Genomic DNA, 26,883 nt, shown 5'->3' with positions numbered 1-26,883 from the left:
CCCACATTACAAGCTGTGTCGCCCGCGGCCCACGGCGGTGAGATGATGCCCAGGCAACTTGCACCGAGCCATAGAATAGGAGCATGCCGACACTGACTTCACTGCTTCACGATCGTTTCTCCGCCGCCCTCTCGCAGGCCTTCGGTGAGGACTTCGCGCGTCGCGATCCCGTGATCAGAAGCAGTCAGTTCGCCGACTTCCAGGCCAACCTCGCCCTGCCCCTGGCCAAGGAGCTGGGATCGAAGCCGCGCGACATCGCCCAGGCCATCGTCGACCACCTCGACCTCATCGACATTTGCGAGCCCCCGGAGATCTCCGGACCCGGGTTCATCAACCTGCGCTTCACCTCCGACTTCCTCGCCGCTCAGCTGGCGGAAGGCACGGCCGCCGAGGCGGAGGTCAACGAGGACCCGCAGCGGATCGTCATCGACTACTCGGCCCCGAACGTCGCCAAGGAGATGCACGTCGGCCACCTGCGGACCACCGTCGTCGGCGACGCCCTGGCCCGGACCCACGAATTCCTCGGCAACACCGTCGTGCGCCAGAACCACATCGGCGACTGGGGCACCCCCTTCGGCATGCTCATCGAGCACCTCCTCGACGTCGGCGTCGACTCCGAAGCCGCGCAGGAGGTCGCCGACAACCCCAACGCCTTCTACCAGGCGGCACGGGTGAAGTTCGACTCCGACGAAGCCTTCGCCACCCGCGCCCGGGCACGGGTCGTCAAGCTGCAGGGCGGGGACGAGGACACCCTGGCGCTGTGGAACACGCTGTTCGGGTACTCCCGGACCTACTTCAACCGCATCTACACGATGCTCGACGTCACCCTCGAGGACAAGGACCTCGCCGGTGAGAGCATCTACAACGACGTCCTCGGCGAGGTCTGCGACGAGCTCGAGGCCACAGGCCTGGCCCGGATCAGCGACGGCGCCCTGTGCGTCTTCCCCGAAGGCTTCACCGGCCGCGAGGGCGAACCGCTGCCGCTGATCATCCGCAAGTCCGACGGCGGCTACGGCTACGCCACGACCGACCTCGCGGCCATCCGCAACCGGGCCCGCAACCTGCAAGCCGACCGCGTCCTCTACGTCGTCGGCACCCCGCAGGCCATGCACTTCGAGATGGTCTTCAGCGTCGCCCGCGCCGCCGGCTGGCTGCCCGAGACCGTGAGCGCCGAACACGTGAAGATCGGCAACGTCCTCGGCTCCGACGGCAAGATCCTGCGCACCCGTTCCGGGGCGCCCCTGCGTCTGGCCGAACTGCTCGAGGAGGCCGTGGCCCGGGCGAAGACGACCCTGGAGGACTCGACGGTCGACTTCACCGCAGAGGAGGCCGCCGAGGTCGCCCGCATCGTCGGCATCGGCGCGGTCAAGTACGCCGACCTCTCGGTCGCCCACGACACCTCGTACACCTTCGACCTCGACCGGATGCTCGCCCCGATCGGCAACACCGCCCCCTACCTCCAGTACGCGGGCGCCCGGATCCGCTCGATCCTGCGCAAGGCCGAAGCGGAGGGCGTGGCCGCGGATGCGCACACGAGCGCGGACATCCGCCTCGGCGAGGCCGCAGAACGTGAACTCGCCCTGGCGATCCTCGGATTCTCCGATGTCCTCGCCGAGGTGGCCGCCGGGTCCGCGCCGCACCGGCTGTGCACCTACCTGTTCGATCTCGCGCAGTCGTTCACGAGCTTCTACGAGCAGTGCCCGGTGCTCATCGCCGAGACCGCAGAGCTGCGTGATTCGCGTCTGCGGCTGTCCTCGATCGTCCTCGAGGTGCTCGAGGCTGGGCTCGGTGTGCTCGGAATCCGCGTTCCCGAGCGCATGTGAGCCGCGCCGGCCGTACCCCCACCCGGGGCATGCTGCCGTGGGTCATCCTCGGCATCGTCATCCTCGCGCTCAACCTCCGCACCCCGATCATCGCCCCGACCGCCGTCCTCGGCGACATCGGTGAGGACACGGGGCTGAGCAGTGCCGGCCTCGGCCTGCTCACCGGGCTGCCGGTGCTGCTCTTCGCCGTGGCCACCCCGCTGGCCGGGAAGCTCATCCCGCGCATCGGCGCCGAAGCCACCGTTCTGTCCTGCCTGTCGGGAGTTCTGCTCGGCACCGTGCTGCGTTCGGTCGGGCCGCCCTGGCTGGTGCTCGTGGGCACCGGCATCATCGGCCTGGCGATCACGCTGGGCAACATCGTCGTTCCCGTCATCATCCGCCGCGAGGTCTCGTGGAATCAGGTCGGCATGGCCACGGGCCTGTACTCGGCGATGATGAACATCGGTTCGATGGCCACGCTCATCGGCACGCCCCCGATGGCCGCGGCCTTCGGCTGGCGCTGGGCCGTGGCGATCTGGGGCGTGCTCGCGGTCATCGGTTTCGTCTTCTGGCTGCTCGTCGTCCGTGCCCGCGTACGTCGCAGAGGCGGTGCAGGGGATCCGAGTGCTGCGGATTCCGGCGCCGAGGCGGGAGCTGAGGCCGGGACGGTCGATCCGTCCGCGCAGGCGGCGTCCGATGCGTCCGCGCGGGCCGCCGCCAAACGGCCCTGGCGGGAGGCGCCCGTCGAGTTCCGTCGGGTCATCGCGCTGTTGGTGATCACCTTCAGCGGGCAGTCGATCGCCTACTACACGACGACGACCTGGCTGCCCTCATACCTGGCCGACACGATCGGACTCGATGCCTCGTCCGCGGGTGGGACCGCCTCGCTGTTCCAGATCTCAGCGATCGTCGGCGCCTTCGGGGTGCCGCTGCTCGCGGTCAAGGCCAAACCCTGGATGCCCGTGGCGATCGTCGCCGCACTCTGGCTCTCACTGCCCATCGGCCTGCTGCTGGCCCCGGGCTCCTATGCGCTGTGGGCAATCACCGGCGGCATCGCCCAGGGCGGAGGATTCACCGCGATCTTCTCGATCATCGCCCGCAGCGCCGGCAGCGACCGGGAGACCGCGTCCGCCTCGGCGAGGGTGCAGGGCGGCGGCTACCTGGCTGCCACGCTCGCCCCGCCGTTCGCCGGCTGGCTGAACGCGACGACGCAGGGGTGGACCGCACCGATCCTGCTCATCCTCGCAGCGACCCTGGCATTCACGATCACGGGCCTGATCGCGGCCCGCATCTCCGGCCGCTTCCCACGCGGAGGCCCGGGCGCCCGCGAGGTGCTCTGAGACGCGACCCAACCACGAGAAACGCCGAGGCGGTCCACCCTGTCGGGGGACCGCCTCGGCGATTTCACTGTCCTCGGCTGGGAAGCCGAGGGTCATGCTCAGTGCTTGGCGTCCGTGTTGTCGGCGCCTTCGGGAGCAGTGGACTCAGCGGGCTTGACGGCCGGCTTCGGAGCGGGAGTCGCGGACTCGTCGCCGGCCTTGGTCTCCGGGACCGCGGTCCGCGAGACCTCGGGGGCGGTGCCCTGACGCGAAGCAGGAGTCGAACCGACCGGACGCGCATCGGCGGGACGGTTGTTCGGCAGCGGGGTCGACCAGGGATCCTCGACCGGCTGGGCCTTCTTCCACACGTAGTAGCCGATTCCGGCGGCCGAGCCGATGACCAGGGTCCACACGAGTGCGGCCTTGCCGCCGGACTTCTGCGCGGTGTCCTTCTGGATCCGCTTGCCGGCCTTGCCGAGGGCCTTGCGGGCCTTCTTCATGGCCTTCTTGTCGCCGGTCAGACGCACGGCGAGGTCATCGATGAGCTGCGGGGTCTCGATCGCGGCGAGGGAGTTCGCAGCGTTCGACGCGAACTTGCCGGCCCGCTCAGTGGCCTCGGGGCGGTAGGACTCGAGCTTGTCGGCCCAGGCGTGAACCTGATCGTTGGCCTTCTCGGCCAGTGCCTCGACCTGGGGACGAGCGCGATCGGCGAACTCTTCGGCCTTGTCGGCCAGGGCCTCGACCTGCGGACGGGCCTTCTCAGCGAAGGCCTCGACCTGGGGGCGTGCCTTGTCAGCGGCATCACGCAGTTTGGGGGCTGCGGCCTCGCTGGCATCGGCCAGGACTCGGAGTGACGTCTTCTTCGCGGAATCGAGCTTCGAAGCGAACGGATCTCGAGCTGACTTCTTCGACATAAACATTCCCAATCCTTCGGTGTCGGGGTGTACTGATCACTTCTCAGTCTACGGCCTCACGGCAAGCCGCCGGGCACCGGGCCGTCATGAAATTGTCTGCAGATACGCTGACAGACTCAGCAATCGTCCACCGGAGACTCGGCAACGAAGGGCACGCCGTGGAAGAATGAGGTCATGACTACAGCTTCTACGCATACAGCAGTCCTGCACACCAACCACGGTGACATCACCATCAACCTCTTCGGCAACCACGCCCCGAAGACCGTGGCCAACTTCGTCGAACTGGCCAAGGGCGAGCGGGAGTTCACCGATCCCTCGACCGGCGAGCCGGTCAAGCGCCCGTTCTACGACGGCCTCGGATTCCACCGCATCATCTCGAACTTCATGATTCAGGGCGGCTGCCCGCTGGGCACCGGCACCGGCGGACCAGGCTACACGTTCGACGACGAGATCCACCCGGAGCTCCAGTTCGACCGCAAGTACCTGCTCGCCATGGCCAACGCCGGCAAGCAGATGGGACGCGGCACCAACGGCTCGCAGTTCTTCATCACCACCGCTGAGACCCCGTGGCTCAACGGCAAGCACACCATCTTCGGTGAGGTCGCCGACGAAGCCAGCCAGAAGGTCGTCGACGAGATCGACGGCGTGCGCACCGCGGCCATGGACAAGCCGGTCGAGCCGGTCATCCTCGAAAAGGTCGACATCAGCGAATGATCACGGCTGACTGATGAGCACCGCTGATCAGTGAGTACGATGGTGTGATGGACACACCGGAGAAGGGCTCGGCACGGGAAACCGGCCGGGCCCCTTCTGTCTCCCCGCCCCTGGTCACCCGCACGATCATGATCGTCACGGTCGTGGCCTTCCTCGCCGAGCTGCTCCCGGCTCTCGACCTGCTCCACCGCTTCAGCTTCGTTCCGGCGCTCACCCTCGACCAGCCCTGGCGGGTGCTCACCGTCGCCCTCGTCCACGATGAGCCCTCACCGGTGCACCTGCTGGCGAACATGATCGGACTCTTCTTCTTCGGCTCCTTCGTCGAACGGGCGCTGGGGCATTGGCGCTTCCTCGTCGTCTATCTGCTGGGGACGGCCGGCGGTTCGGCGATGGTGCTGGTCCTGGCCGACCCCTCCAGCCGAGACTGGGTGACGAACAACATCGGCGCTTCGGGCGCGGTGTTCGCGATCGTCGGTGTCCTGCTGGTCCCGACGAGGCGGCTCGACCGGAACATCACCGGCGTCGTCCTCTTCGTCGTCCTCAACTTCGGCTATGGCTTCCTCGTCGCCGGCGTCTCCTGGCAGGCGCACCTCGGCGGTCTCATCGCCGGGTTCGTGCTCGGCTGTGCGGCGCTGCTGGTGCCGAAGAAGTGGTCCCTGCCGGTGTTCTCTGCGGTCGCCGCAGCATTAGTGCTGGTGATGGCCATCGTCGGCATGGGTCGCGTGGCCGGCGCAGGGATGTAGGCGCGAGGAACCACTGCTTCAGGCGCGAGGAATCGCTTACCAGATTTGGGTCGAAAAGTGGGGCCAGCGGCAGTGGAAATTAGTTGTCCACAGGTGTTATCCACATGGTGGATAACTTACAGTGATGTGTTTCCGCAGGTCAGGGCCGCAAAATAAGTTTTCCACAAGCGACGCTCCCGGCTTGGGTATAACTTCCCACTTGTGGAAACCCGTTCTGCGGTGGGTTGAATGCGGATTGCTCGGCCACTTCCGAACAGATCTGGGCCTGTATCTGCACGGAAGTGGCCGAGCAATCGCGGTGGAGCATTCGAACGCTGACTTCGAGGCGTGGAAGTGGCGCGTTGCGTGACCTCGGGGTCGGCTATCGCCAGCGCGTGGACATGATCAGCCCCGCGACGAAGAAGGCGAAGCCGATGAGGATGTTCCAGTTGCCCCAGGCCTCGACCGGGAAGGCTCCCTGGGAGACGTAGAAGGCGACGAGCCAGATCAGACCGATGAGCAGGAGGCCGATGAGAACCGGCAGGAACCAGCGCGGGTTCGGCTTGATCGTCTGCTGCCCGGTCTGCGAGGTGTAGCTCGCGGTCTTGCGGCCCTGCGGACGCTTGGCCGGGTTGCCCGAGCGCGAGGTGCGCTTGGCCGAAGCCGACTTGGCCGAGTCCTTCTTGGAAGCGGAGTCCTTCTTGGCAGAAGAGTCCTTCGCGGAGGTCTCTTTGTCGGAGGACTCCTTCGCCGCAGACTTGGAGGCCTTCGACTTTGCGGACGAGTCTTCGTCAGCTGAGTCGTCGTCAGCCGAATCCTCGGAGGAGGACTTCTTCGCCTTCGCGCTCGTGGCCTTCTCATCGGCGGAGTCGGAAGCGACGTCGTCATCGGAGTCGACGGCACCGGCGGACTTCGACGTCTTCGCCTTGGCGCCGGCCTCAGTCGTGGACGTGGACTTCACAGTCTCGGACCTCTCAACTTCGGTGCCCGCAGCCTCGGACCCCTCAACCTCGGTGCTCTCGACGGTCTCGAGGTCGTCGACCGAATCAGCCTGCTGATCGAGCTTGGCCTTCGACGTATTGCGAGACGTGCGCTGGGTGCGCTGGGTCCGTCCATTGGACTTGGCCACGAGTACTCCTTTTACGGCCGGCCGCCGAGGCCACCGTGTGCATGGATAGGGGACAATCGGCACCAGTCTACTCGGGACGCGGGCCAGTTTTAAAAACTCCAACTACCCTGAGAGGACCCCATCAGGCGGTCCTCGTACGATAAAGTGCATAAGGGTGTCCCCGCTTGTCCCTTGGCCAAGCCCCGGATTTGAAGTGACAGTCACGGAGTAGAAGTGGTGAATAGTTCCTCCTCGGGTAACGATCCAGGCGCGAATCCGCCGTCGCGACCCACTATTCGTCCTGCTCAGAGGCGTGACACCCGTTATTCCGGGGACTCCGGACAGCAACAGCACAATCCCGGCGCCGAGGCGGGCCCCGCCACCGAGCGGATGAACGCCGCCGACGCCGGCGGCTCAGGCTACGAACAACCACTTCCCAGCCGACGTGAACTTCGCCGTCGCGAGGCCGAGGCCGCAGCCGCCCACGGTGAGCCCACCGCGGTCTATTCCGATGCTCCGCCGATGTACGGAGATCAGGGCGAGGCCACCCAGGCGATGCCCGCCCAACAGACCCAGGCCATGCCCGCCCAGCAGCCGCACCAGTACCAGCAGCAGGCCCCGGCCACTCAGCAGATGGCTGCGGCCGATGACCCCCGCCTCGGCGCTGGTGGGTACGGGAACAACAACCCGCCCCTCGACGACGGTCGCCGTGGTCGGAAGCGCAAGCAGCCGGTCGAACGCGAACCCCTCGGACCGGTGCGCGGGACCATCCGCACCTTCGGAGAACTCTGCATCACCGCGGGACTCGTGCTCATCCTGTTCGTCGTCTGGCAGCTGTGGTGGACCGACATCGAGGCCAACCGCGACAACGAGAACCTCGCCGACCAGCTCACCGAGGACTGGGCGAACCAGGATCCGAACGAACTGCCCGATGACCCCGACGAGCCGATCGTCGCCGACCCGGTGGACAAGAACAGCGCCTTCGGCATCTTCTACATCCCGCGCTTCGGCGACGACTACTACCGCACCGTCGCCGAAGGCGTCGACCTCGAACCGGTGCTCAACCGGATGGGCGTGGGCCGCTACCCGAACTCGGCGATGCCGGGCGAGGTCGGCAACTTCTCGATCGCCGGCCACCGCGTCACCTACGGCAAGCCGCTCAACCAGATCGCGAAGCTCCGACCCGGCGACGAGATCATCGTCCAGACCAAGGACGGCTTCTACACCTACACCTTCCGCAACTTCGACATCATCCTCCCCGATGCCGTCGAGGTCCTCTCACCCGTGCCGGGCGAACCGGACTACAAGGGCAAGGACCGGATCCTGACGATGACGGCGTGCAATCCGATGTTCTCGGCCCGGGAACGTTACGTCGCCTACGCCGAACTCACCGACTGGACCCCCGCGAGCGACGGCGCTCCGGACAACATCAAGGACTCGAAGGCCTACGACAAGGTCAGCAAGAACGGTGGTGCCTGATATGTATGCGTTCATCTGGCGGATCCTGCCGGGCAACTGGTTCGTCAAGCTCATCTTCGCGCTCATCCTCATCGCCGCGGTCGTGCTCCTGCTCATGCAGTACGTCTTCCCGGTCATCGCCCCCTACATGCCCTTCAACAACGCAACCGTGACAGATGGTGGCCAATGACCAAGATCCTCGTCATCGACAACTACGACAGCTTCGTCTACACCCTCGTGGCCTACGTCCGCGAGCTCGGGGCCGAAGTCGATGTCATCCGCAATGACGACATCCCCGCCGAGGCGGTCCCTGAGACGGCAGGCGACTACGACGGGATCCTGCTGTCCCCGGGTCCTGGGGTGCCCGCCGAGTCCGGAGTGTGCCCGGCGCTGATCTCCTGGGCCGAAACCGCAGGCAAACCTGTCTTCGGTGTCTGCCTGGGCCATCAGGCTCTCGGCGAGGTGTTCGGAGCCACGGTCTCGCATTCCCCGGTGCTCATGCACGGCAAGACCTCGGTTATCACCCACGACGGGGAGGGCATCTTCTTCGGCTGCCCGAATCCGCTGACCGTAACCCGCTATCACTCCTTGGCGATCGTCGACGAGACCCTCGACCTCGAGAAGTTCACTATCACCGCCCGGACCGAGGACGGCATCGTCATGGCCATCGAACACCGAGAGCAGCCGCTCTTCGGCGTCCAGTTCCACCCGGAGTCCGTGCTCACCGAATCCGGCTACCTCGTGCTCGGCAACTGGCTCGAGGTCTGCGGGCTCGCAGGAGCCGCCGAGCTCGCGGCAAAGATGTCACCCCTGGCGACCGCGATCTCCTGAGGATCTCAGCAATCGGTCGAGCGCCGAGGGTGTTCGCCGAGGCGGATGCTCGTTAGACTCGGCGTCACCGGCAAAGCACCACGTTCACAGCAAGGTCAGCACCAAGTTCACAGCAGGTCGAAGACTCACAGCAGAGCGATCGGGAGGACCCGAAATGTCAGAACCGAGCTACACCCGGACCGAGCCCTACACCGAACTGACCGTCATCGAAGTGCCGGCGATGCCCGCCGCCGTGGTCGAGGCGCGCGGAGTCGCCATCGATGACCTGCCGGCGTTCTACGACAACACCTTCTCCGGTCTCTTCCCGGCCATCGCCGAGGCCGAAGTTGAACCCGTGGGACCGGCCTTCGCCCTCTACACCAAGCAGCCGAGCGAGACCGTCGACCTGCAGGTGGGGATCCCGATCTCCGCGGGGCTGACGCAGTCCCTGCCGATCGGCAACGATCTCATCGTCATCCCCTCGGAGCTGCCGGCGGGATCGATGGCCGCGTTCAGCCACCTCGGCGGGTATGACGGGCTCGGTGAGGCCTGGGCCGGATTCGTCAACGAGGCGGTCGCGGCCGGGCATCACCCAGGGCTGCCGTTCATCGAAATCTACGTCACCGAGCCGAACCCCGAGATGGATCCGGCCACCCTGCGCACGGATCTGTTCATCAGCCTGAGCTGAGAATCAGGTCGAGCCGAGCTGAGAATCAGGCCAGGCCGAGTCGAGCTGCCCCACAGAGGGGTTCCCCTCTTCTTCGGAAGGGAGGGACCGCCTCGGTAAGAATCAGTTGCTGCCGCGTCCTCCGCCGGCGTCGGCGAAGCCGTCGAACCAGCTGTCGCCGCCGCCGATGGCCTCGTTGTCGTCGCCGTTGTCCCCGTCATTTCCGCCGTCGGAGTCTCCGCCGTCGTCATCGTCTGACGGTGCGGTGGGAATGCCGCCGGGCACGGACGGGATGGACGGTGAGGGCTCCGGCGGCTTCTTGGCCACCTTGACGGTGATCTCGGAGCCCTGCTTGACCTCGCTGCCACCGGATGAGGACTGTTCGAAGACCTTGTTCTCGTCCTCGTCGGCGGTCTCGACCTCTTCGGTCTTGCACTTGAGTTGGTAATCATCGCCCTCGAGGGTCTTGCAGGCCTCGTCGGCGGACTGACCGGTGACATCGGGGACCTCGACCATGCCGGAGGAGACGACGAGGTCGACATTGGAATCGACGTCGACTTCCTTGCCGTCACCGGGTTTGGTCTCGATGACCACGCCCTTCTCCACATCCGGAGAGTTCTCCGAGATGTGGGTGCCGGCCTGAAGCTTCGCGTCATTGAGGATCTTGCGGGCATCCTCCTCCGACTTCCCGGAGACATCGGGGACCTTCACGGACTCGGGGCCGGTGGAGACGAGCAGCTTGACCACGCTGTCCTTCTCCACGCTCTGACCCCCGGGAGGATCGGTCTCGATGGCCTTGCCCTCGTCGACGTCCTCGCTGTACTCCTCGTCGCGGTCGACGCGCAGCCCCTGTTGGATGAGCGCGGACTCCGCCTCGTCGGCATCCATCCCGGCCACATCGGTGACCTGGACCTGGATGATCTCCGGTGGCTTGTTGATCTCGTAGACCCACAGGGCGATCGCGGCCAGGGCGAGGAGGACGAAGATCGAACCGATCCAGATCCACGCCTTGGACCGCTTCTGCGGAGGCTTCTCCTCCTGTGCGGTCATGATCGCCGACACCGGTCCGGTCTCCGGAGCCGGCTCGACCTCGGTCGGGTACGGTGTCGGAGCCATCATCGGGGCCGCCGCCATCGGGTACGCCTGGGTGGCGTCGGCATCGTCCTCGAAGCTCATCGGACGGCCGTCGCGGGCGGCCAGGACGTCCTCACGGAAGGAGTAGGCGTCCTGGTAGCGCTCGTCACGGTCCTTGAGCAGGGCGTGGAGGACGAGACGATCCACTGCCGGTGGGATGTTCTGGTTGTAGAAGCTCGGCGGCTGCGGAGTCTCACCGACGTGCTGATAGGCCACGGCCAGCTGCGAATCCCCGACGAACGGAGGACGTCCGGCCAGCAGCTCGTAGAGCAGGCAGGCGGTCGAGTAGAGGTCCGAACGGGCATCGACGACCTCGCCGCGGGCCTGCTCGGGGGAGAGGTACTGAGCGGTGCCGACCACGGACTGGGTCTGCGTCAGCCCGGAGTTGTCCTTGAGCGCGCGGGCGATGCCGAAGTCCATCACCTTGATGTCGCCCTCGGGAGTGAGCATGACGTTCGCGGGCTTGATGTCGCGGTGGACGATGCCGTTGCGGTGTGAGTATTCGAGCGGGGCGAGGACGCCGGCGATGACGTTGAGCGCCTCGTCGACGGTCAGGGTGCCGTGCTCGTTGAGGACCTCGCGCAGCGTCTGACCTTCGACGTACTCCATGACGATGAAGGGCACGGACACACTCGAGCCGCCCGATTCGACGAACTCCTCTTCACCGGAGTCGTAGACGGCGACGATGCCGGGATGGTTGAGACCGGCGGCGGACTGGGCCTCGCGCTTGAGACGGGTGTGGAACGAGGGGTCGCGGGCGAGATCGGACCGCAGAAGCTTGATGGCGACGCGCCGACCCAGTCGGTTGTCGACGCCCTCGTGCACTTCTGCCATGCCCCCACGGCCGAGGAGCGCACGAACTTCGTAACGCCCCGACAGCACCTTGGGCTCAGTCATTGATGTCCTCCGCTTGGTTCACCCGCTGCTTGGGTCTTGGTCACACCCACAGTGGGCTTCTGCTCACCCGCGTCCGGGTTCACGTCTCTCAGTATTTCAAACTCTCGGTGTTCTCCGAGAATCCGGGGTTCGTTCAGTTGCCATTCTCTCCGTTCCCGCCGTTGTCAGGGTTCGACGTGCTAGCAGCGTCGGGATCTGAATCCGAACCGTTATTCTGGCCGTCCTGGTCGGCGGACTGGCCGCCGTCCTGTTCGTCGTTCGCCGAACCCGAATCGCTGTCGGTCCCGTTCTCGGAGCCGTCGTCATCGGAGCTGCTCGTCGAATCCTGGTTCGAGTTCGAGCCCTGACCGTTGTCGTCATCGTTCGAGCCTTGGGAATTCGAGTTCGAATCGTTGCCCAGGGTCGGCGAACTCGTCGGTTCGTTCGTCGGCTCCGGCTGCTGAGGGGCCTCGTCGGGTCCGTCGGAGATGTAGAGGGTGACGGTGTCGCCCTCTTCGAAGGTGTAGCCGTTCTCGCCCTCGCCGACATCGGCGACCGTGCCCTTGGCCCGATCGGAGTCGATGGTCTGCGTTTCGGCCTTGAGCCCCTCGTTCTCGAGGTTCTGCGTCGCCGAGGATTCGGAGAGTCCGATGTAGTCGGCTTTGTCGATCTCGACGGTCTTCTTCGCCTCCGAGGTGGTCGCCTCCGAGGTGCTCGGCTCAGGATCGGGTTCGCCGCCGTTGCCGCCGAGGAAGTACCACAGCAGTCCGCCCACGGCCAGCAGCGCGATGATCGCGAGGATCCAGATCAGCGCCCGCCCCTTCTTCGAGGCCTTCTCATCGGCGAGTTCGGAATCCGGGTCGAGTTCACCGTCCTCGGCCGCGGCGAGCCCGTTCGCCGAGGTGTTCGCCTGGTTCCCGTTCCATCCCTGGTTCGCGGGATAGACCTGGGTGGCGTCATTGGCGGCCGTGACCGGCATCGCCTTCGTCGTCGGCACCGGGTCGGGGTTGTTGAAGACCTGGGTCAGCGCCTCGGAGGCCGCATTGCCGTGACGCATCTGCGGCAGGATCTCCTCGGCTCCGGCGATGTCGCCGGCGGCCAGGGCATCCGATGCCTGGGAGACCTGCACGGCGTCACCGGGCCTGCGGTCCGGCTTCTTCTCCAGCAGGCAGTCGACGAAGCGGCGCACCGGTTCGGAGACCGTGTCCGGCAGCGGCGGATGCTGCTGGTTGACCTGCGCGATGGCGATCGCGACCTGCGAATCACCGGTGAAGGGCCGCTGACCGGCCAGCGCCTCGTAGGCGATGATGCCCAGGGAGTAGAGGTCGGAGCCGGGGCCCGAGCCCTTGCCGGTGGCCTGCTCCGGGGCGAGGTACTGGGCGGTGCCCATGACCTGTCCGGTCTTCGTCAGCGGTGCCTGGTCGGTGACCCGGGCGATGCCGAAGTCGGTGATCTTGACCCGGAAGTCCGGGGTCATGAGGATGTTGCCGGGCTTGATGTCGCGGTGGATGACCCCGACCTTGTGAGCGGCGCCGAGGGCCTGCGCGGCCTGGGAGACGATGCTCAGCGTGTCCGCTTCGGACAGGGGGGCGCTGCGTTCGATGATCGCCGAGAGCGCCTCACCGGGCACGTACTCCATCACCAGGTAGGGCGAACCGTCCTCGTCGCCGTAGTCGTAGACGCCGGCGATTCCGGGGTCGGAGACGCGACCCATGTTCTGCGCCTCGGCGCGGAAGCGGGCGAGGAAGGTCGAATCCGAGAGGTATTCGTCCTTGAGGATCTTCGCCGCGACCTCACGGCCGAGCACCGAGTCGACGCCCTTCCAGACCTCTCCCATGCCGCCTACGGCGATGCGGGAGGTGAGCTTGTACCGGTTGCCCAGCAGGGTTCCTTCGACGGGCCTCATTCTTCGACCACCGCTTCCATCATGTTCTTGGCGATCGGTCCTGCGACCGTCGCTCCATAAGCTTCGTTGCCCGCGTTTCCGCCGTTCTCCACGACGACCGCGACCGCGATCTTCGGATCATCGGCGGGTGCGAACGAGATGAACCAGGCGTGGGGCGCCGCACCCGAGGCGTGCTGGGCGGTGCCGGTCTTCGCGGCGACCTTCGTATCGCCCATCTTCGCCACCGAGGCGGTGCCGTCGGTGACGACGCCTTCCATCATCGAGGTCAGTTCATCGGCGGTGTCGCCGGAGATCGGACGCGACTTCTCCTTCGGACGGGTCTCCGAGATCGGTTCGAGGGTGTTCGCGTTGAGCACCCGGTCGACGAGCTGGGGCTGCATCATCTTCCCGCCGTTGGCGATGCCCGCGGTCATCATCGCCATCTGCATCGGCGTGGACCGGACCTCGAACTGACCGAGGGAGGACTGCGCCAGCTGCGGCGGGTTGAGGTCATCGGGGAACGAGGACGGGGTGACCTTGAGCGGGACCTCGAGGTCCTGGCCGAAGCCGAACTTCTCAGCCTGCTCACGGATTGCATCCTCACCGAGGTCCATGCCCAGCGAGGCGAAGGAGGTGTTGCAGGATTCGGCCAGGGACTGTGCCAGGCTCGGCTTGCCGCCATTGCGGCAGGCACCCGGGTGGGAATTGCCGATCGTCGACGTGGTCTGCGGCAGATCGAGGCTGGCGGGTCCGTTGAGCCTCGAATCGGGCGTGTAGTCTCCGGATTCGAGTGCGGCGGCCGCGACGAGGACCTTGAAGGTCGAGCCGGGCGGGTAGAGATTGCCGCCGATCGCGCGGTTGTAGGCGGGTTTGCCCTCGGCGCTTTCGAGGGTGTCGAAGGCGCTGCGTGCCTTTTCCGAATCATGGCTGGCCAGGGCGTTGGGATCCCAGCCGGGTGTGGAGGCCATGGCGAGGATCTTGCCGGTCTTCGGTTCGATCGCCACGGCGGCGCCGTTCTGATCGCCGAGTCCGTCCCAGGCGGCCTTCTGCACCTTCGGGTCCACGGTCAGCTCGACGGCGGCTCCCCGCGGCTGTTCGCCCGTGAAGAGGCTGCCGACCTTGTCGTAGAACAGGGCATCGGAGTCACCGGAGAGGTACTCACCGCTGGCCCGTTCCATCCCCGAGGCTCCGGAGACCACCGAGTAGTATCCGGTGATCGCCGCATAGGCACGCGGATCGAGGCCTTCGGAACCGTACTTGCGCTGGAACTTGTACTTGTCGTCGACGGGTTCCGAATAGGCGATCGGGGTGCCGTCGACGAGGATCGGACCGCGATCGCGGGCGAGCTGATCGAGGATCCGTCGGTTGTTCAGCTGGTTGTTGTTCAGCGAATCCGCGGTGACGAACTGGACCCAGCTCGTCGACCCGAACAGGAGCGCGAACATGACGAATCCGACGATCGTGATGTGTGTCAGCGGTTTCTTCATCGTTCACCTCCCGTGGTGCCCAGATTGGTCGTCGGTGTCTCGTCGGAGTCGGCGGCGCCGTTGCGAGTGGCCGCGAAGTTCGTCGTCGGCGCATCCTCGTCCTCGATGCGCGCGGTGTCGTTGCGGTTCCCGGAATCCCGCGCCGAGGCGGTCCGTTCCTCCGGGTCCTCCGTGACCCGCAGGACGCCGGTGTGGAAGTCCTCGACCGGCCGTCTGGCATTGTCCGAGATCCGCAGCAGCAGCCCGATGATCATCCAGTTCGCCACCAGGGACGAACCGCCCTGGGCGAGGAACGGCGTGGTCAGACCCGTGAGCGGGATGAGGCGGGTGACCCCGCCGACGACCACGAAGACCTGCAGGGCGATCGTGAAGGACAGGCCGGTGGCCAGCAGGGTGCCGAAGCCGTCACGGAGCTGCTGGGCGGTGCGGATGCCGCGCTGGAAGATGATGAGGTAGCAGAGCAGGATGACGAAGAGACCGGCCATGCCGATCTCCTCGCCGAAGCTGGCGTAAATGAAGTCGGATTCGGCATACGGGACCATGTTCGGGCGGCCCTCGCCGAAGCCGGTGCCGATGAGACCGCCGTTGGACATGCCGAAGAGCCCCTGCACCAGCTGGTAGGAGCCGCCGGGGGTCTTGTTGTACTCCTCGGCGGTCAGGGCGCCCAGCCAGCCGGAGACGCGCTGGTTGACGTGGGAGAACAGGAAGGTCGCCGCGACCGCGCCGACGGAGAAGAAGCCGAGGCCGAGGATGATCCATGAGACCTTGCTGGTGGCGACGTAGAGCATCGCCACGAACAGGCCGAAGAAGAGCAGCGAGGTGCCGAGGTCCTTCTCGAAGACGAGAATGCCGACGCTGGCGACCCAGGCGATGATGATCGGACCGAAGTCGCGCAGACGCGGGAACCTGATGCCGAGGATCTTCGGTCCGGCCGCGACGAGCTGATCGCGGTAGGACACGAGGTAGCCGGCGAAGAAGATCGCGAGCAGGATCTTCGCGATCTCACCCGGCTGGAAGGACATCGAGCCGATGCCGATCCAGATGCGGGCGCCGTTGATAGTCTTGCCCAGGCCCGGGATGAGCGGCAGCAGCAAGAACAGCAGGGCCGCGAACCCGGAGACGAAGGTGTAGCGGCGCAGCCAGCGGTGATCTCTGACCACGAGGATGACGGCAACGGCCAAGCCGACGCCCAGCGTCATCCAGATCAGCTGCGTCAGGGAGCTGTTGAGGTATTCGGACCGACCGAGGTCGACCCGGTAGATCATCGCCAGGCCGAGGCCGTTGAGCAGCACCGCGATCGGCACGAGGACCGGGTCGGCGTACTTCGCCTTCCACCACACGACGACGTGGATGATGAGTCCGAGGACCGCCAGCCACGCACCGTACTGGTAGACATTCGCCGGGATCGTGCCTTCGACGCCGAGCCCGACGAGGGCGTAGGCGGACGTGGCCACGGCGATGGCGAGGATGAGGAGCCCGAGCTCGGCCAGGCGATAGGGTCTGGGTCGGACCACCTCGGCGACGTTGGCAGACATCACTGCGACTCCCGTGTGATGGCGTCGCTGGGGTCTGCCGAGCGCGAATCGGGAGGTGAGGGAGCGGGATCGCTCGGGCTCGTCGCGTCCTCGACATTGCCGGAGACATCGCCGGACTGGTCGGATTCCTTGCGGAGGTTGTCGATGATGCGGTCGGCCTCATCGCGCGAATCGGCCTGGATCGAACCGCGCAGGCGGTCCTGGGAGAAGCTGTTGAGCGTCCCGACTTCGATGTCTGTGGTGTCCTCGAGGCGGCTGAGCTCGATCGGTCCGAGCGTCGTGTCGAGGCCGCGGTAGAGGGTGACCTTGCCCTCGTCGCTGGTCAGGAAGTAGTGGTTGCTGATGTAGTTGTAGGCGAAGAAGCCGCCGACAGCGAGGGCGATGATGACGATGCCCGCAATGATCCACCCGAGGTAGGACCGTTTCTCGACCTCGTCGTCATCAGCGTCGAGGTCATCCTCCTCGGTGCCGAGCCTCTGCGCAGCGGACTTCGTTCGGTCGGATTCGGAGGCGGCGGACTCAGCAGAGGAATCCGCATCGGTGCGCTGGGAGGGAGGGACCACCTCGGCGGTGGGTTCCTGGGCATCCCCGGACACAGCCTGCATCGGCACGGTGTCGGTGGGGATGTCGCCGTCGCCGTAGATCGGCTGGGTCTCTGCCGGGATCTGGCCGTCGGGGTTCGTCCCGATCGTCGCGTACTGGGGGTTGACCTGCACGGAGCCGACGGGAGTGCCCGAGGGCGCATCGACGGTGCCTTCGAGGACGTCGCCGATGACGACGGTGACATTGTCCGCGCCGCCCCCGGCCAGGGCCAGGTCGATGAGTTGGCGGCAGCATTCGTCGGGGTCGGGGACCTCGGCGAGGACGCGGGCGATCTCGTCGATGTCGGCGAATCCGGTCAGCCCGTCCGAGCACAGCATCCAGCGGTCGCCGACATGGGCTTCGCGCAGGGACAGGTCGAGATCGGGGGAGGCCCCGACGTCGCCGAGGACCTTCATGACTACAGAGCGCTGAGGGTGGGTCTCGGCTTCGTCGGCGGTGATCCGGCCTTCGTCGACGAGCATCTGGACGAAGGTGTGGTCGTGGGTGGCGGGCTGGAGTTCGCCGTCGCGGAGAACATAGCCGCGGGAATCGCCGATGTGGGCGAGGGCGAAGCGGTTGCCCGGTGCTCGGAGCAGGGCGGTCACGGTGGTGCCCATGCCGGCGAGCTCGGGCTGTTCGGCCACACCGCGGACGATGCGGTCATTGGCTTCGAGGATCGAGGTGCGCAGGAGCTCGAGAGCGTCTTCGCCGCTGGGCTCGCTGTCGAGTTCGGCGAGGCGGGAGACGGTGATCGCCGAGGCGACGTCTCCGCCGGCATGACCGCCCATACCGTCGGCGATGAGGAGGAAGTTCGGACCCGCATAGCCGGAGTCCTGATTGTTCTTGCGCACCAGCCCGGTGTGGGACCGGGCTGCCGAACGGAGGGTGATCGTACCGTCGGTCGTCACGATTGGGTCTCCAACGTCGTATGGCCGATGGTGATCTCGGTGCCGATGCGCAGTCGCACGGGCGAGTCGATGCGCCGGCCATCGACGATGGTGCCGTTCGTGGAACCGAGGTCCTCGAGCACCCAGGCGCCGTTCTGCGCGGAGATCCTGGCATGGTGGCTCGAGGCGAAGTCATCGCTGATGACGATCGTATTGTCCGGGGCGCGACCGAAGGTCACGGGAGCTCCGGAGAGCATGAGCGAGGTGCCGGCCAGCGGACCGGCGATGACGCGGATCGCACCCGGGTGGGCCTGCGATCTGCCGCCTCCCGGCGGTGCGGCCGCCGGCGGGGGCGGACTCTGCCGTGGTGCGGCAGCCGGGGAGGGCACCGGTGCGGCCGAGCGCTTCGACCGACCTCGGCGGGATTTCCTGCTGCCCCGGCGGGCTCCGAAGATGTCGCGGCGGAGCACTCCGGCGACACCCAGGACGAAGAGCCAGAGGATGATGAAGAAGGCAAACCGGAAGACGGTGACGGTGAACTCGCTCACAGGGCGTCCTGCTCGGTGTAGCGGACCTCGGCATCTCCGGCCGTGAGGATGTCACCGTTGGAGAGGTTCGCCGAGGTAAGCTTGCGTCCGTGCAGGAGCGTGCCGTTGGTCGAACCGAGGTCGTTGGCCACGGCATGGTCGCCGTCGAGGATGATCTCGAAGTGGCGGCGGGAGACGCCGGGGTCGTCGATGACGAAGTCGGAGCTCGATGAGGAGCGGCCGAAGGTGTTCGTGCCCTGACGCAGCTGCAGGGTGCGGCCGCCCACGACCACGCTGGCTTCGATGGCACGGGGCCGTGCGGGTGCTGCCTGACGGACCGGTGTGGCCGGGCGCGGCTGCGCCTGGGCGGCCGGACGTGACTGGGAGGCCTGTCGCACCGGGGCCGGCTGCCGAGGCTGGGGTGCCGAGCGGGGGCCGGAGCTCGCGGCGGAGTCGCCGACGATCGGGTTCGCGCGGGAGACGGGATCGTAGCCGCCGCGGTTGGCCGGCTGGGCGGCCGGTGAGCCGTCGGGGCGTTGAGTGCTCGAGACGACGCGGTACATTCCGGTGTCGAGGTCATCGGCCTCGGTGAATTCCACGGACACGGGACCGACGAAGCTGTAGGCCTGTTCGACCGCATGATCGCCGATGACCTGGCGCAGATCGGAGCGGAGTTCGCTCTCGAGTCCGGAGAGGCGCTCGAAGTCAGTGGGCGAGAGTTCGATGGTGTAGTGATTGGCGGTCAGGGTGCGACCGCGGGAGACCACTGCCGCTTTGTTGTCGGCCTCGCGGCGCAGGGCCCCGGCGAGTTCGACGGGTTCGACCTGGGAGCGGAACGCCTTGGCGAAGGCACCATTGACGACGTTCTCCAACCCCTTCTCGAAGCGATCGAGAATCCCCATGGCACCTCCTTCACAGGTGTCGCTGTTCGTGGACGAACGGTTCGCCACGCGCCCAGACCGTACTCTCTGGGCCTGTGGCCCCATGGTCCGAGCATATTCGTGCTGGTGCGCCCGGTGCTCACTCCCGGCCCGGCGGGTCGGGAAGGATGCTCCGAGACGGGCACATCAACACCCAATCCTAACGCGGTGAGGCTCTCAACTCACGTTCGCAGTGTTCGCGGGGCACAGCTGTGTCCGGATTCCCGGTGAGCGTTCAGATTCGTCGGCCGGTCGTGGGGTCGGTCCTGAGCCTGGTCCTGGGCTTGGTCCTGGGAGGGGTGTGCGGCGGTGGTCGCTGGCCTCCGCGGCCCTTCCCTCCGCGGGCGAATGTGAAGGTCGACACGTTTTCGGCCTTTTCGGGCCGATCGCTCGGTTCCGGTTTCATGATTCGGCGACGTCGATGCTAGAGTTTTCTCTTGTTCGCGCGAGTGGCGGAATTGGTAGACGCGCTGGCTTCAGGTGCCAGTGATCGCAAGGTCGTGGGGGTTCAAGTCCCCCCTCGCGCACCAGCGGACAACAGCCCCTCACCAGAGACCTTCGGGTCCGGTGAGGGGCTGTTTCGTATCTGAAACGGTGGTGCGGAGCACCGAAGTTCGGGCTCGCCGCACCCACGTCAGGGCTCGTTGCAACGCTCCGCCTGAAAAAGTCGTCGTGGGTGACGTTGTTTTCGAGCGGAGCGTTGCATCTCGCGGGCGGTCCCGGGCGTGCAGGGTGTTCCCGGGCGCGCAGGGCGCAGGGTGGCGTTCGGCTGAGGGCCGCGGCCGTGCCTCGCGACCGAGGAGCCTCAGCTGCGTTCGTAGACGCGGGCGCGGCCTGTGACCCCGGCGAAGCGGAACGGCGCCGAGGTGGTCCGCGGGGTCTGCGAGTCCTCCGCGCTCGAGAGCTCGGCGGAGTGCAGCTCACGGTAGTCGGCGACGCTCAGCGGCACACGGGCGTCGAGAGCGGCGGTGACCTCGGCACGGCGGGAGTGCTCGGCGTAGCCGGGCTTCACGAGGCCGGTGATGAATTCGCCGACGCTGCCCGAGCCGTAGCTGAAGAGACCGATGCGCCGACCGGCCAGATCCTCGTCATGGTCGAGCAGGGAGCACAGCCCGGCCCACAGCGAAGCCGTGTAGGAGTTGCCGAGGCGACGGTTGTACAGCGTCGAGGTGGCCAGGCCGGTGTCGCGTGGGCCGGGTGTCGCCGAGGCAGTCGCACCGGTGTCGGCTGAGGCTGGGGCCCCGGGCTGCTCCGCGGTGTCGGTCGAGGCTGAGGCCCCGACCCCACCGGCACCGACCCCGGCAGCCGCTTCCACGCCGAGTTCCGTGCTCAGCGCCGCTCCGGTGATCCCGGCGAGGTGCACTTGGGCCTTCTTCGCCATCTTCGTGAACGGCTGGTGGTAGAGGATCCGGTCGATCTCGGCGATCCCGGCTCCGCCCCGGTCCTGCAGATCGTTCCACGCCCCGGTCAGCGAATCGAGGTAGGCGGTGACCGAGAGGGCGCCGTCGACGATCGCGGTCGTCGAATCGTTCGGACGCCAGAAGTCATCGACATCGGCAGAATGGATTCCGGAAGCCGGTTCGATCTCGATCAGAGACGGATCGGCGGAGACGAGCATCGCAACGGCTCCGGCACCCTGCGTCGGCTCCCCGGGGGAGTCGAGCTCGTAGCGGGCGACATCGCTGGCGATGACGAGCACACGGTCGCCGGGATTGCGGGAGACGAGTCCGATCGCCGCCTGCAGGCCGGCGGTGCCCGAATAGCAGGCTTCCTTGAACTCGATGACGCGGACCTGGGAAGGCAGATCGAGGAGACGGTGGATCGCCAGACCGGCGGCCTTCGACTGATCGGTGCCCGATTCGGTGGCGACGATGAGGGTGCGGATGCCCTCGGTGCCGCCGCGCTGGATGAGCGGCAGCGCCGCCGTGGCCCCCATGGTCACGATGTCCTCGTCGGGGGCGGGGAAGCTGAACTCGTCCTGGCCGAGTCCGAGACGGAACTTGGCCGGATCGGTCCCGGTCGCCTCGGCGAGGGTGCCCAGGTCGAGGACGTGATGGGCGGTGGCGAGCTCGATGTCGTCGATGCCGATCGCCGGTGCGCTCCCGATCGCCGGTGCGCCGCCGTTCGCGGTGGTGCTGTCGTTCGCTGTGCTCTCGTGCGTGCTCATTCCTGACCGGCCTCCCTGCGTTCCATCTCCATGTGTGTGGCCATCAGCTCTCCCGGATTCGTCTGCGCGGCGAGCAGCGAGAGCTCGCCGCAGAGGACGGTCGCGGCCATCAGTGCGGCCAGGCGGCCGGCGTTGGCGCCGGGTTCGCGGTCCTCGCGGCAGCCGAGCCGTGTCAGGGCCTCGTCGACGTGGGGCAGGTGCTTGCCGTTGCCCACGGTGCCGACGATGAGGTGGGGAAGGGTGGTCGAGAAGTACAGGCCTTCGTCCCGGTTCTCCGCATAGGTGATGCCCTGCGAGCCCTCGACGATGTTCGCCGCATCCTGGCCCGTGGCCAGGTAGAAGGCGAGGAGCATGTTCGCGTAGTGGGCGTTGGCCGAGCGCAGGGCTCCGGCGATCGTCGAGCCGACGAGGTTCTTGCGTACGACGATGTCGGTCATCTTCGCGGCCGTGGACCGCAGGCGACGCTCGACCACCTCGTGGGGCAGGAGGATCTCGGCGACGACATTGCGACCGCGGCCGCGGATCCCGTTGACGGCGGTGGCCTTCTTGTCCGAGCAGAAGTTGCCCGACACCGAGCCGTAGCCCAAGCCCAGGTCCCAGGACAGGATCCGCTCCATCAGCGCATCGGAGGCAGCGGTGACCATATTGTGCCCGGAGGCGTCGTTCGTGCGGAAGGCGAAGCGGACGAAGAGGAGATTGCCGACGACCTCGGGGTGGATCTCGATCAGCCGGGCGTGCTTGCTGCCGGCTTCGACCACGGCCTCGAGTTCGGCCAGGCGGTGCCGGATCCCCTGCGCGGCCGCCTCGGCGGTGATGGCGCTGTCGGCGACGAACAGGGTCGATCGGGTCATCCGCTCGTCGACGATGACGGTCCGGATGCCGCCCTCGATCTCCCGTGAGATCGAGGCGCCGCGGCCCACCGAGGGCCACAGCGGGGTTTCGTAGGTGGCCAGGGGCACGGCCACCTCGGTGTGGGTGCCGACCGGGGCGAGGGCGGCGCCGCTGACCCGCAGCGGGCCGACCCAGGTGGTCGGGATCGCCGTGACGGTCTCACGGCTGCCTGCTGGTTGGTTCACTGGTTCCTCCTCGAATCATGGTGCGTTCCGCGGACCTCTGGTCCTCCGAACACGGCGACGTGCCTGATCAACGATGCAGCTCGGAGCGCCGCGACAGGGCGGTGACGTCGATTCCGCGCAGACGACAGAACTCGCCGAGGCGACCGCGGGTGAGCAGGTCGGTGCCGGTGAGCTGTTCGGGCCGGTCGGCTCCGAGCAGGGCGAGCAGTGCTGTCGTCTGATTCTGCCAGGTGCGCACGAGCTCGACGAGACGCTCGGGTCCGCCGTCGAGCACGGCCTGCAGGAAGGTGCCGGCGACGCCGACGGCCCGCGCCCCGCAGGACAGCGCCTTGACCACATCATAGGGGTTGCGGACTCCGCCCGAGGCCAACAGGGTCGGTCCGTCCGCGGGGGCGTCGAGCAGGCAGGCCAGTGCGGACTGCCCGAATCCGGTGAGCATCGAGAAATCCTCGGCGGCCGTGCTGCGGGCGTTCTCGATGGCGAGGAAATCGGTGCCGCCGGCCCCGCTGACATCGGCGAAGCGGACCCCGATCGAGTCGAGTCGCTCCAGAGTGCGGCGGCTCAGTCCGAAGCCGACCTCCTTGACGATGACGGGCACGGGACAGGCCGCGACGACCTCTTCGAGCACGCGGGCCCAGTCGGAGAAGTCGCGGGTGCCCTCGGGCATCGCGGTCTCCTGCACGGGGTTGATGTGGATCTGCAGGGCATCGGCGCCGAGCAGCTCGACGGCGCGGCGGGCATCCTCGGGGCCGCGACCGGCGCCGAGGTTGGCCATGACGAATCCGTTCGGGTTCTCCTCGCGGATGACGGTGAAGCCCTTCGCGGCCTCGGCATCGTCGAGGGCCACGCTCATCGACCCGCAGGCCATCGGCAGGCCGGTCTCGTGCGCGGCGATCGCCAAGTCCCGGTTGATCCGGCCGGTGGTTTCGGTGCCCCCGGTCATCCCGTTGACGTAGAAGGGCGTGGCCCAGGTCCAGTCGCCCACGGTGACGGAGATGTCGACGCTCTCGGGGTTCGTGCCGGACAGCGCGTGATGGACGAACTCGAGATCGTCGTAGTCGGTGTGCGGCTCACGCGCTGCGCGCTGCTCGGTGGCGAGCCGGACGTGGTCGTCCTTGCGCGAGGCACGGGAGGTGTCGGTGTTCGGGGCGTCGGTGCCCGGGTCGGGGCCGGTGCCGGGGTGCTCAGAAGTCATCGATGTCTCCCTCTGCCGCGTGCGGGGACAGGCTGAGGCGGCGGATGCCGTGCCTCTCCCATTCGCGGAGGATGTCGATCGTCGGCAGTTCGGCGTCCGAGAGCGCGATTCCGCAGTCCCCGCCGCCGGCACCGGAGGGCTTGGCCGCGGCCCCGTAGCTCTCGGCGATATCGCACAGGTTGCGCAGCTGCTCGGTCTCGATCTGGCTGCCCGAGGAGGCGCCGAGGCGCTGCAGCAGTCGGCGGGCCTGGCGGATGCATTCGAGGGCGCGGCCGTCAGCGGCGGCGAAGGAAGTCACGAGGGCGTCGACGCAGGCGCGGCTGTCGGAGGTGAAGGTCTCGTAGGGCTGCTGGGCCTCGGCGCCGGGCAGGCGCACCCGTTCGACGAGGCGTTCGGTCGAGGCCGGGGAACCGGTCCAGCCGACGAGGAGCTGCAGGGTTTCGGGCGGGGTGAGGCGGGCGGCCCCGGAGCCGGCCCATTCCGAGCAGGACAGCGCCGAGGCGACCCCGTGCTTCTCGCGGTGTGCGCGCAGGGCCTGCCGGTCGGGGGAGGTGAAGCGGATCCAGCCGCCGAAGGTGCTTGCCGCGAGGTCTCCGCCCGAGGCCGTCGGTGCGACGGCGATGGTCGCGAGCAGGGCGAGCTTGAAGCGTTCGGTGCGGGTCAGGCCCAGGGCGTAGAACTCGTCGAGGGCGGCGATCGTCGCCACGGTCACCGCGCCCGAGGAGCCGAGGCCGAACTTCCGGCCGTTCGCATCGTCGAGTTCGCTGGAGATGTCGAGGTCGAAGTAGCGCGGGGCGGTGCCGATCTCCGAACGCAGCTCTTCAACAGCGGTGATCGCCGAGAGCACATAGTCTGCGGGGCGGTGCTCGAGGACGATGCTCTGGTTGTCGGCCTCGCGGTGCCAGACCAGCGGCGCCTGCCCGTATTCGCTCGAATGGATCCGACCGACATCGCGGCTCTCGTTCAGCTGCACGGTGATGTAGCGGTCGACGGCGACGAGCACGGCGGGTTCGCCGGGTTCGACGACCGCGTACTCACCGGCGACGTAGAGCTTGCCCGGCGCACGCGTCTCGATCATGCGCTCACCTCGGCGGCGGGCACCTCGGCGTCTGCGCTCAGCAGTTCGGCACCGGGCCCGGGGGCGACGACGCGGACCTCACCGAATTCGGTCAGCTGGGCGGCCAGCCGCTCGGCGTCGGCGGGACGGACGATGACCGCGACGTTCGGTCCGGCGTCGGCCGTGGAATAGGCTTCGAGCCCCTGTTCGCGGAGTTCGGCGACGGCATCGAAGATCGCCACGCTGCGCGGGCGCAGATAGCGGATCGGGGGCAGGGTGGAGGCGATGACCGCGTGCATGCGCAGGGCATGGGATTCGGTGAGCTCGCCGACGGTCGTGAAGTCGTCGGCCCGGCAGGCCGCGATCATCTTCTCGAGGCTGTCCTCGGTCGAGGACACCCAGGCGTCGTAGAACGGGGAGGTCTGCGCGGTCAGGCGCATCGCGGTGCGGCTCGAGACCGCTTTGCGGCCCCGGTCGACGGTGACGATGACCATCCGCATGTCGGGGGCGTCCACGGGTTCGGCGAAGGAGGTCTCGTCATCCCCGGAGTGCCACACGGCCATGCCGGGCACCACGGAGCGGCAGGCGGAACCGGAGCCGAGGCGGGCCAGCCGACTGAGATCGCGGGTGTCGAGATCGAGTTCGAAGGCGTTCGCGGCGGCTGTGGCCAGCGCCGCGAAGCCCGACGCCGAGGAGGCCAGTCCGGCCCCGGTGGGCACGGAGTTGCGGGAGCGGACGAGGACTCTGTCCGTGGAGCCGGCGAGGGTCCGGACATGGTCGAGGAACGTGGTGATGCGGCTGGTGGCGTCGGCATCGGCGAAGGTGCCGTCGAGTTCGAGGACATCAGCATCGACCTCGGGAGCGGGAACGACCGTGGTCGTGGTCTCGAAGTCATCGAGGGTCATAGACAGGCTGCCGGCGGCCGGCAGGATGCGGGCCTCGTCGGCCTTGCCCCAGTACTTGACGAGGGCGATGTTGGGATACGCCCGGGCCGTGCTCGTCCTCATGTCCTCGATACCTCCGTGGTCCAGGTGCGGGGTGCTCCGGCCGCGCGCAGCGCATCCGCGAGCTCTTCGGCCTGCTCGGCCGAATCGGCCAGTGCGAGCACGCAGCCGCCGAGCCCTCCGCCGGTGAGCTTGGCTCCCCGGGCTCCGGCGGCGGTCGCCGCGTCGACGAGGGAGCCCAGCGTCGGAGTGCTCACGCCGAGCTCGGTGAGGAGTCGGTGCGCCTCGAGCATACGCCCACCGATGGCATCGCGGTCACCGCGACGGACGTCGTCGATCGCGGATTCGGTCAGCTCGGCCAGGCGGGCGATCATCGGGTCGATCGTCGTCGGCGCGGAATCGCGGAGCGCACGGACCCCGGCGACCGCCTCGGCGGTGGATCCGTGATGGCCGGAATCGGCGAGCACGAAGGTCAGCGGTCTGCCGACCTCGATCGTGGTGGCCCGTCCGCCCTGGAAGCGGATGGGGGCGGGGGTGGCGACGGCCCAGGCGTCGATGCCGCTGGGCCGGCCGTGGGCGACGGTCTCGGCCTTCTGCACGATCTCGTGGAGGGCGAACTCGTCGAAAGTGTGTTCGCGCAGCCCGGCCACGGCGCGGGCCACAGCCGTGGCGACGGCGGCCGAGGAACCCAAGCCACGACCGTGGGGGATCGCGCTGCGGATGGTCAGCTCCACCTCGGCGATGCCCTCACCGGTCGCCTCGAGGGCGGCGCGCAGCCCGGCGACGACGGGACCCATGGGTTCGGGGGCGGCGAGCACGGTGCCGGCGAACAGCTGGCTCTCGATGCGCGTCTCCCTGCCCGGGGAGTACCGGATGTCGGCCTGGGCGGCGAGCCCGTGCAGGGGCACGGCGAAGGCGGGGGACCCGTAGACCACGGCGTGCTCTCCGAAGAGGATCGCCTTCGCATGGGCAAGGCCCTGCGCGGTATCCGCCGATGCCTCGCCGCGGGTGTGCGCGGTCGAACTCGGGTCGGTCAGTGAGGAATTGTGCATGCAGGTGGGTTTCGGGGTCCGTGGAATGATGCCACCATCATATGC

Annotated in this window: 23 protein-coding genes and 1 tRNA gene; 9 read left to right on the top strand and 15 right to left on the bottom strand. The window is 67.4% G+C overall.

What is annotated here, in order from left to right; all coding sequences use genetic code 11:
* The first annotated feature begins 83 nt into the window (after positions 1-83).
* Entirely contained in the window at positions 84-1,823 is a 1,740-nt protein-coding gene (argS, locus tag ACH82I_RS11105; RefSeq protein WP_413332603.1) for an arginine--tRNA ligase, read from the top strand.
* The gene (locus tag ACH82I_RS11100) at positions 1,820-3,142 is read left to right on the top strand and encodes a CynX/NimT family MFS transporter (protein ID WP_413332601.1); all 1,323 of its coding nucleotides are present in this window, start codon (positions 1,820-1,822) and stop codon (positions 3,140-3,142) included. The genes argS and ACH82I_RS11100 overlap by 4 nt, the downstream gene beginning before the upstream one ends.
* Before the next feature lie 98 nt (positions 3,143-3,240).
* Here ACH82I_RS11100 and ACH82I_RS11095 read toward each other — a convergent pair whose 3' ends face one another.
* On the bottom strand, positions 3,241-4,035 hold the full coding sequence (locus ACH82I_RS11095; RefSeq protein ID WP_413332599.1) for a hypothetical protein: 795 nt from the start codon (positions 4,033-4,035) through the stop codon (positions 3,241-3,243).
* A gap of 174 nt (positions 4,036-4,209) precedes the next feature.
* On the opposite strand from ACH82I_RS11095, the gene ACH82I_RS11090 reads away from it, so the two are divergent.
* Together ACH82I_RS11090 and ACH82I_RS11085 are read left to right on the top strand one after the other, a co-directional pair.
* Positions 4,210-4,749 carry a peptidylprolyl isomerase gene (locus tag ACH82I_RS11090; RefSeq protein ID WP_230745668.1) on the top strand — a complete coding sequence of 180 codons (540 nt, stop codon included), beginning with the start codon at positions 4,210-4,212 and terminating at the stop codon, positions 4,747-4,749.
* A 47-nt stretch (positions 4,750-4,796) separates the two neighbouring features.
* Positions 4,797-5,492 (top strand): rhomboid family intramembrane serine protease, encoded by a 696-nt coding sequence (locus tag ACH82I_RS11085; RefSeq protein ID WP_413332597.1) that lies wholly within the window; start codon positions 4,797-4,799, stop codon positions 5,490-5,492.
* Between the two features lie 361 nt (positions 5,493-5,853).
* On the opposite strand, the gene ACH82I_RS11080 is transcribed toward ACH82I_RS11085, so the two are convergent.
* Positions 5,854-6,600: a cell division protein CrgA gene (locus ACH82I_RS11080; protein ID WP_413332596.1), complete on the bottom strand. Its 747-nt coding sequence runs from the start codon at positions 6,598-6,600 to the stop codon at positions 5,854-5,856.
* Between the two features lie 213 nt (positions 6,601-6,813).
* Here ACH82I_RS11080 and ACH82I_RS11075 point away from each other — a divergent pair, with 213 nt between their 5' ends.
* The 4 genes from ACH82I_RS11075 to ACH82I_RS11060 all read left to right on the top strand — a co-directional run bounded on the left by ACH82I_RS11075 (position 6,814) and on the right by ACH82I_RS11060 (position 9,535).
* Entirely contained in the window at positions 6,814-8,058 is a 1,245-nt protein-coding gene (locus ACH82I_RS11075) for a class E sortase (protein ID WP_413332594.1), read from the top strand.
* Between the two features lies 1 nt (position 8,059).
* Positions 8,060-8,227 (top strand): hypothetical protein, encoded by a 168-nt coding sequence (locus ACH82I_RS11070; RefSeq protein WP_230745664.1) that lies wholly within the window; start codon positions 8,060-8,062, stop codon positions 8,225-8,227.
* Entirely contained in the window at positions 8,224-8,868 is a 645-nt protein-coding gene (locus tag ACH82I_RS11065) for an anthranilate synthase component II (RefSeq protein ID WP_413332592.1), read from the top strand. Before ACH82I_RS11070 ends, ACH82I_RS11065 begins: the two co-directional genes overlap by 4 nt.
* 154 nt (positions 8,869-9,022) lie before the next feature.
* Positions 9,023-9,535, top strand: a complete 513-nt coding sequence (locus ACH82I_RS11060; RefSeq protein ID WP_230745661.1) for a GyrI-like domain-containing protein — start codon at positions 9,023-9,025, stop codon at positions 9,533-9,535.
* Positions 9,536-9,637: 102 nt separating this feature from the next.
* Here the strand turns inward: ACH82I_RS11060 and pknB are convergent, their stop codons facing one another.
* The 7 genes from pknB to ACH82I_RS11025 all read right to left on the bottom strand — a co-directional run bounded on the left by pknB (position 9,638) and on the right by ACH82I_RS11025 (position 19,329).
* Entirely contained in the window at positions 9,638-11,545 is a 1,908-nt protein-coding gene (gene pknB / locus ACH82I_RS11055) for a Stk1 family PASTA domain-containing Ser/Thr kinase (RefSeq protein WP_413332590.1), read from the bottom strand.
* Between the two features lie 133 nt (positions 11,546-11,678).
* Positions 11,679-13,430 (bottom strand): protein kinase domain-containing protein, encoded by a 1,752-nt coding sequence (locus tag ACH82I_RS11050; protein WP_413332588.1) that lies wholly within the window; start codon positions 13,428-13,430, stop codon positions 11,679-11,681.
* A complete protein-coding gene (locus ACH82I_RS11045) occupies positions 13,427-14,896 on the bottom strand; it encodes a peptidoglycan D,D-transpeptidase FtsI family protein (RefSeq protein ID WP_413332586.1) in 1,470 nt (489 codons plus the stop codon). Before ACH82I_RS11045 ends, ACH82I_RS11050 begins: the two co-directional genes overlap by 4 nt.
* Positions 14,893-16,431: an FtsW/RodA/SpoVE family cell cycle protein gene (locus tag ACH82I_RS11040; protein ID WP_413332584.1), complete on the bottom strand. Its 1,539-nt coding sequence runs from the start codon at positions 16,429-16,431 to the stop codon at positions 14,893-14,895. Before ACH82I_RS11040 ends, ACH82I_RS11045 begins: the two co-directional genes overlap by 4 nt.
* Positions 16,431-17,921, bottom strand: a complete 1,491-nt coding sequence (locus tag ACH82I_RS11035) for a PP2C family protein-serine/threonine phosphatase (RefSeq protein ID WP_413332582.1) — start codon at positions 17,919-17,921, stop codon at positions 16,431-16,433. The genes ACH82I_RS11040 and ACH82I_RS11035 overlap by 1 nt, the downstream gene beginning before the upstream one ends.
* On the bottom strand, positions 17,918-18,448 hold the full coding sequence (locus ACH82I_RS11030) for an FHA domain-containing protein (protein WP_230745649.1): 531 nt from the start codon (positions 18,446-18,448) through the stop codon (positions 17,918-17,920). Before ACH82I_RS11030 ends, ACH82I_RS11035 begins: the two co-directional genes overlap by 4 nt.
* Positions 18,445-19,329: a DUF3662 and FHA domain-containing protein gene (locus tag ACH82I_RS11025; protein WP_230745647.1), complete on the bottom strand. Its 885-nt coding sequence runs from the start codon at positions 19,327-19,329 to the stop codon at positions 18,445-18,447. The genes ACH82I_RS11030 and ACH82I_RS11025 overlap by 4 nt, the downstream gene beginning before the upstream one ends.
* A gap of 461 nt (positions 19,330-19,790) precedes the next feature.
* Between ACH82I_RS11025 and ACH82I_RS11020 the strand changes: the two genes are divergently transcribed.
* Positions 19,791-19,877: transfer RNA gene (locus tag ACH82I_RS11020), tRNA-Leu, on the top strand.
* Positions 19,878-20,152: 275 nt separating this feature from the next.
* Here the strand turns inward: ACH82I_RS11020 and ACH82I_RS11015 are convergent.
* The 6 genes from ACH82I_RS11015 to mvk all read right to left on the bottom strand — a co-directional run bounded on the left by ACH82I_RS11015 (position 20,153) and on the right by mvk (position 26,838).
* Entirely contained in the window at positions 20,153-21,514 is a 1,362-nt protein-coding gene (locus ACH82I_RS11015) for a hydroxymethylglutaryl-CoA synthase family protein (RefSeq protein ID WP_230745645.1), read from the bottom strand.
* A complete protein-coding gene (locus ACH82I_RS11010) occupies positions 21,511-22,590 on the bottom strand; it encodes a hydroxymethylglutaryl-CoA reductase (protein ID WP_413332579.1) in 1,080 nt (359 codons plus the stop codon). The genes ACH82I_RS11015 and ACH82I_RS11010 overlap by 4 nt, the downstream gene beginning before the upstream one ends.
* A 67-nt stretch (positions 22,591-22,657) precedes the next feature.
* Positions 22,658-23,785, bottom strand: a complete 1,128-nt coding sequence (gene fni / locus ACH82I_RS11005; protein ID WP_413332577.1) for a type 2 isopentenyl-diphosphate Delta-isomerase — start codon at positions 23,783-23,785, stop codon at positions 22,658-22,660.
* Positions 23,775-24,863, bottom strand: a complete 1,089-nt coding sequence (locus tag ACH82I_RS11000) for a phosphomevalonate kinase (RefSeq protein ID WP_413332575.1) — start codon at positions 24,861-24,863, stop codon at positions 23,775-23,777. The genes fni and ACH82I_RS11000 overlap by 11 nt, the downstream gene beginning before the upstream one ends.
* Positions 24,860-25,849 carry a diphosphomevalonate decarboxylase gene (mvaD, locus tag ACH82I_RS10995; RefSeq protein WP_413332573.1) on the bottom strand — a complete coding sequence of 330 codons (990 nt, stop codon included), beginning with the start codon at positions 25,847-25,849 and terminating at the stop codon, positions 24,860-24,862. The genes ACH82I_RS11000 and mvaD overlap by 4 nt, the downstream gene beginning before the upstream one ends.
* Positions 25,846-26,838 carry a mevalonate kinase gene (mvk, locus tag ACH82I_RS10990; RefSeq protein WP_230745636.1) on the bottom strand — a complete coding sequence of 331 codons (993 nt, stop codon included), beginning with the start codon at positions 26,836-26,838 and terminating at the stop codon, positions 25,846-25,848. The genes mvaD and mvk overlap by 4 nt, the downstream gene beginning before the upstream one ends.
* Between the last annotated feature and the right edge of the window lie 45 nt (positions 26,839-26,883).

The organism is Brevibacterium sp. GP-SGM9 (assembly GCF_047300845.1).
Lineage (GTDB): Bacteria > Actinomycetota > Actinomycetes > Actinomycetales > Brevibacteriaceae > Brevibacterium.
Note: the sequence above shows the minus strand (reverse complement) of the source record. Positions and strands in the feature narration are given on the sequence as shown.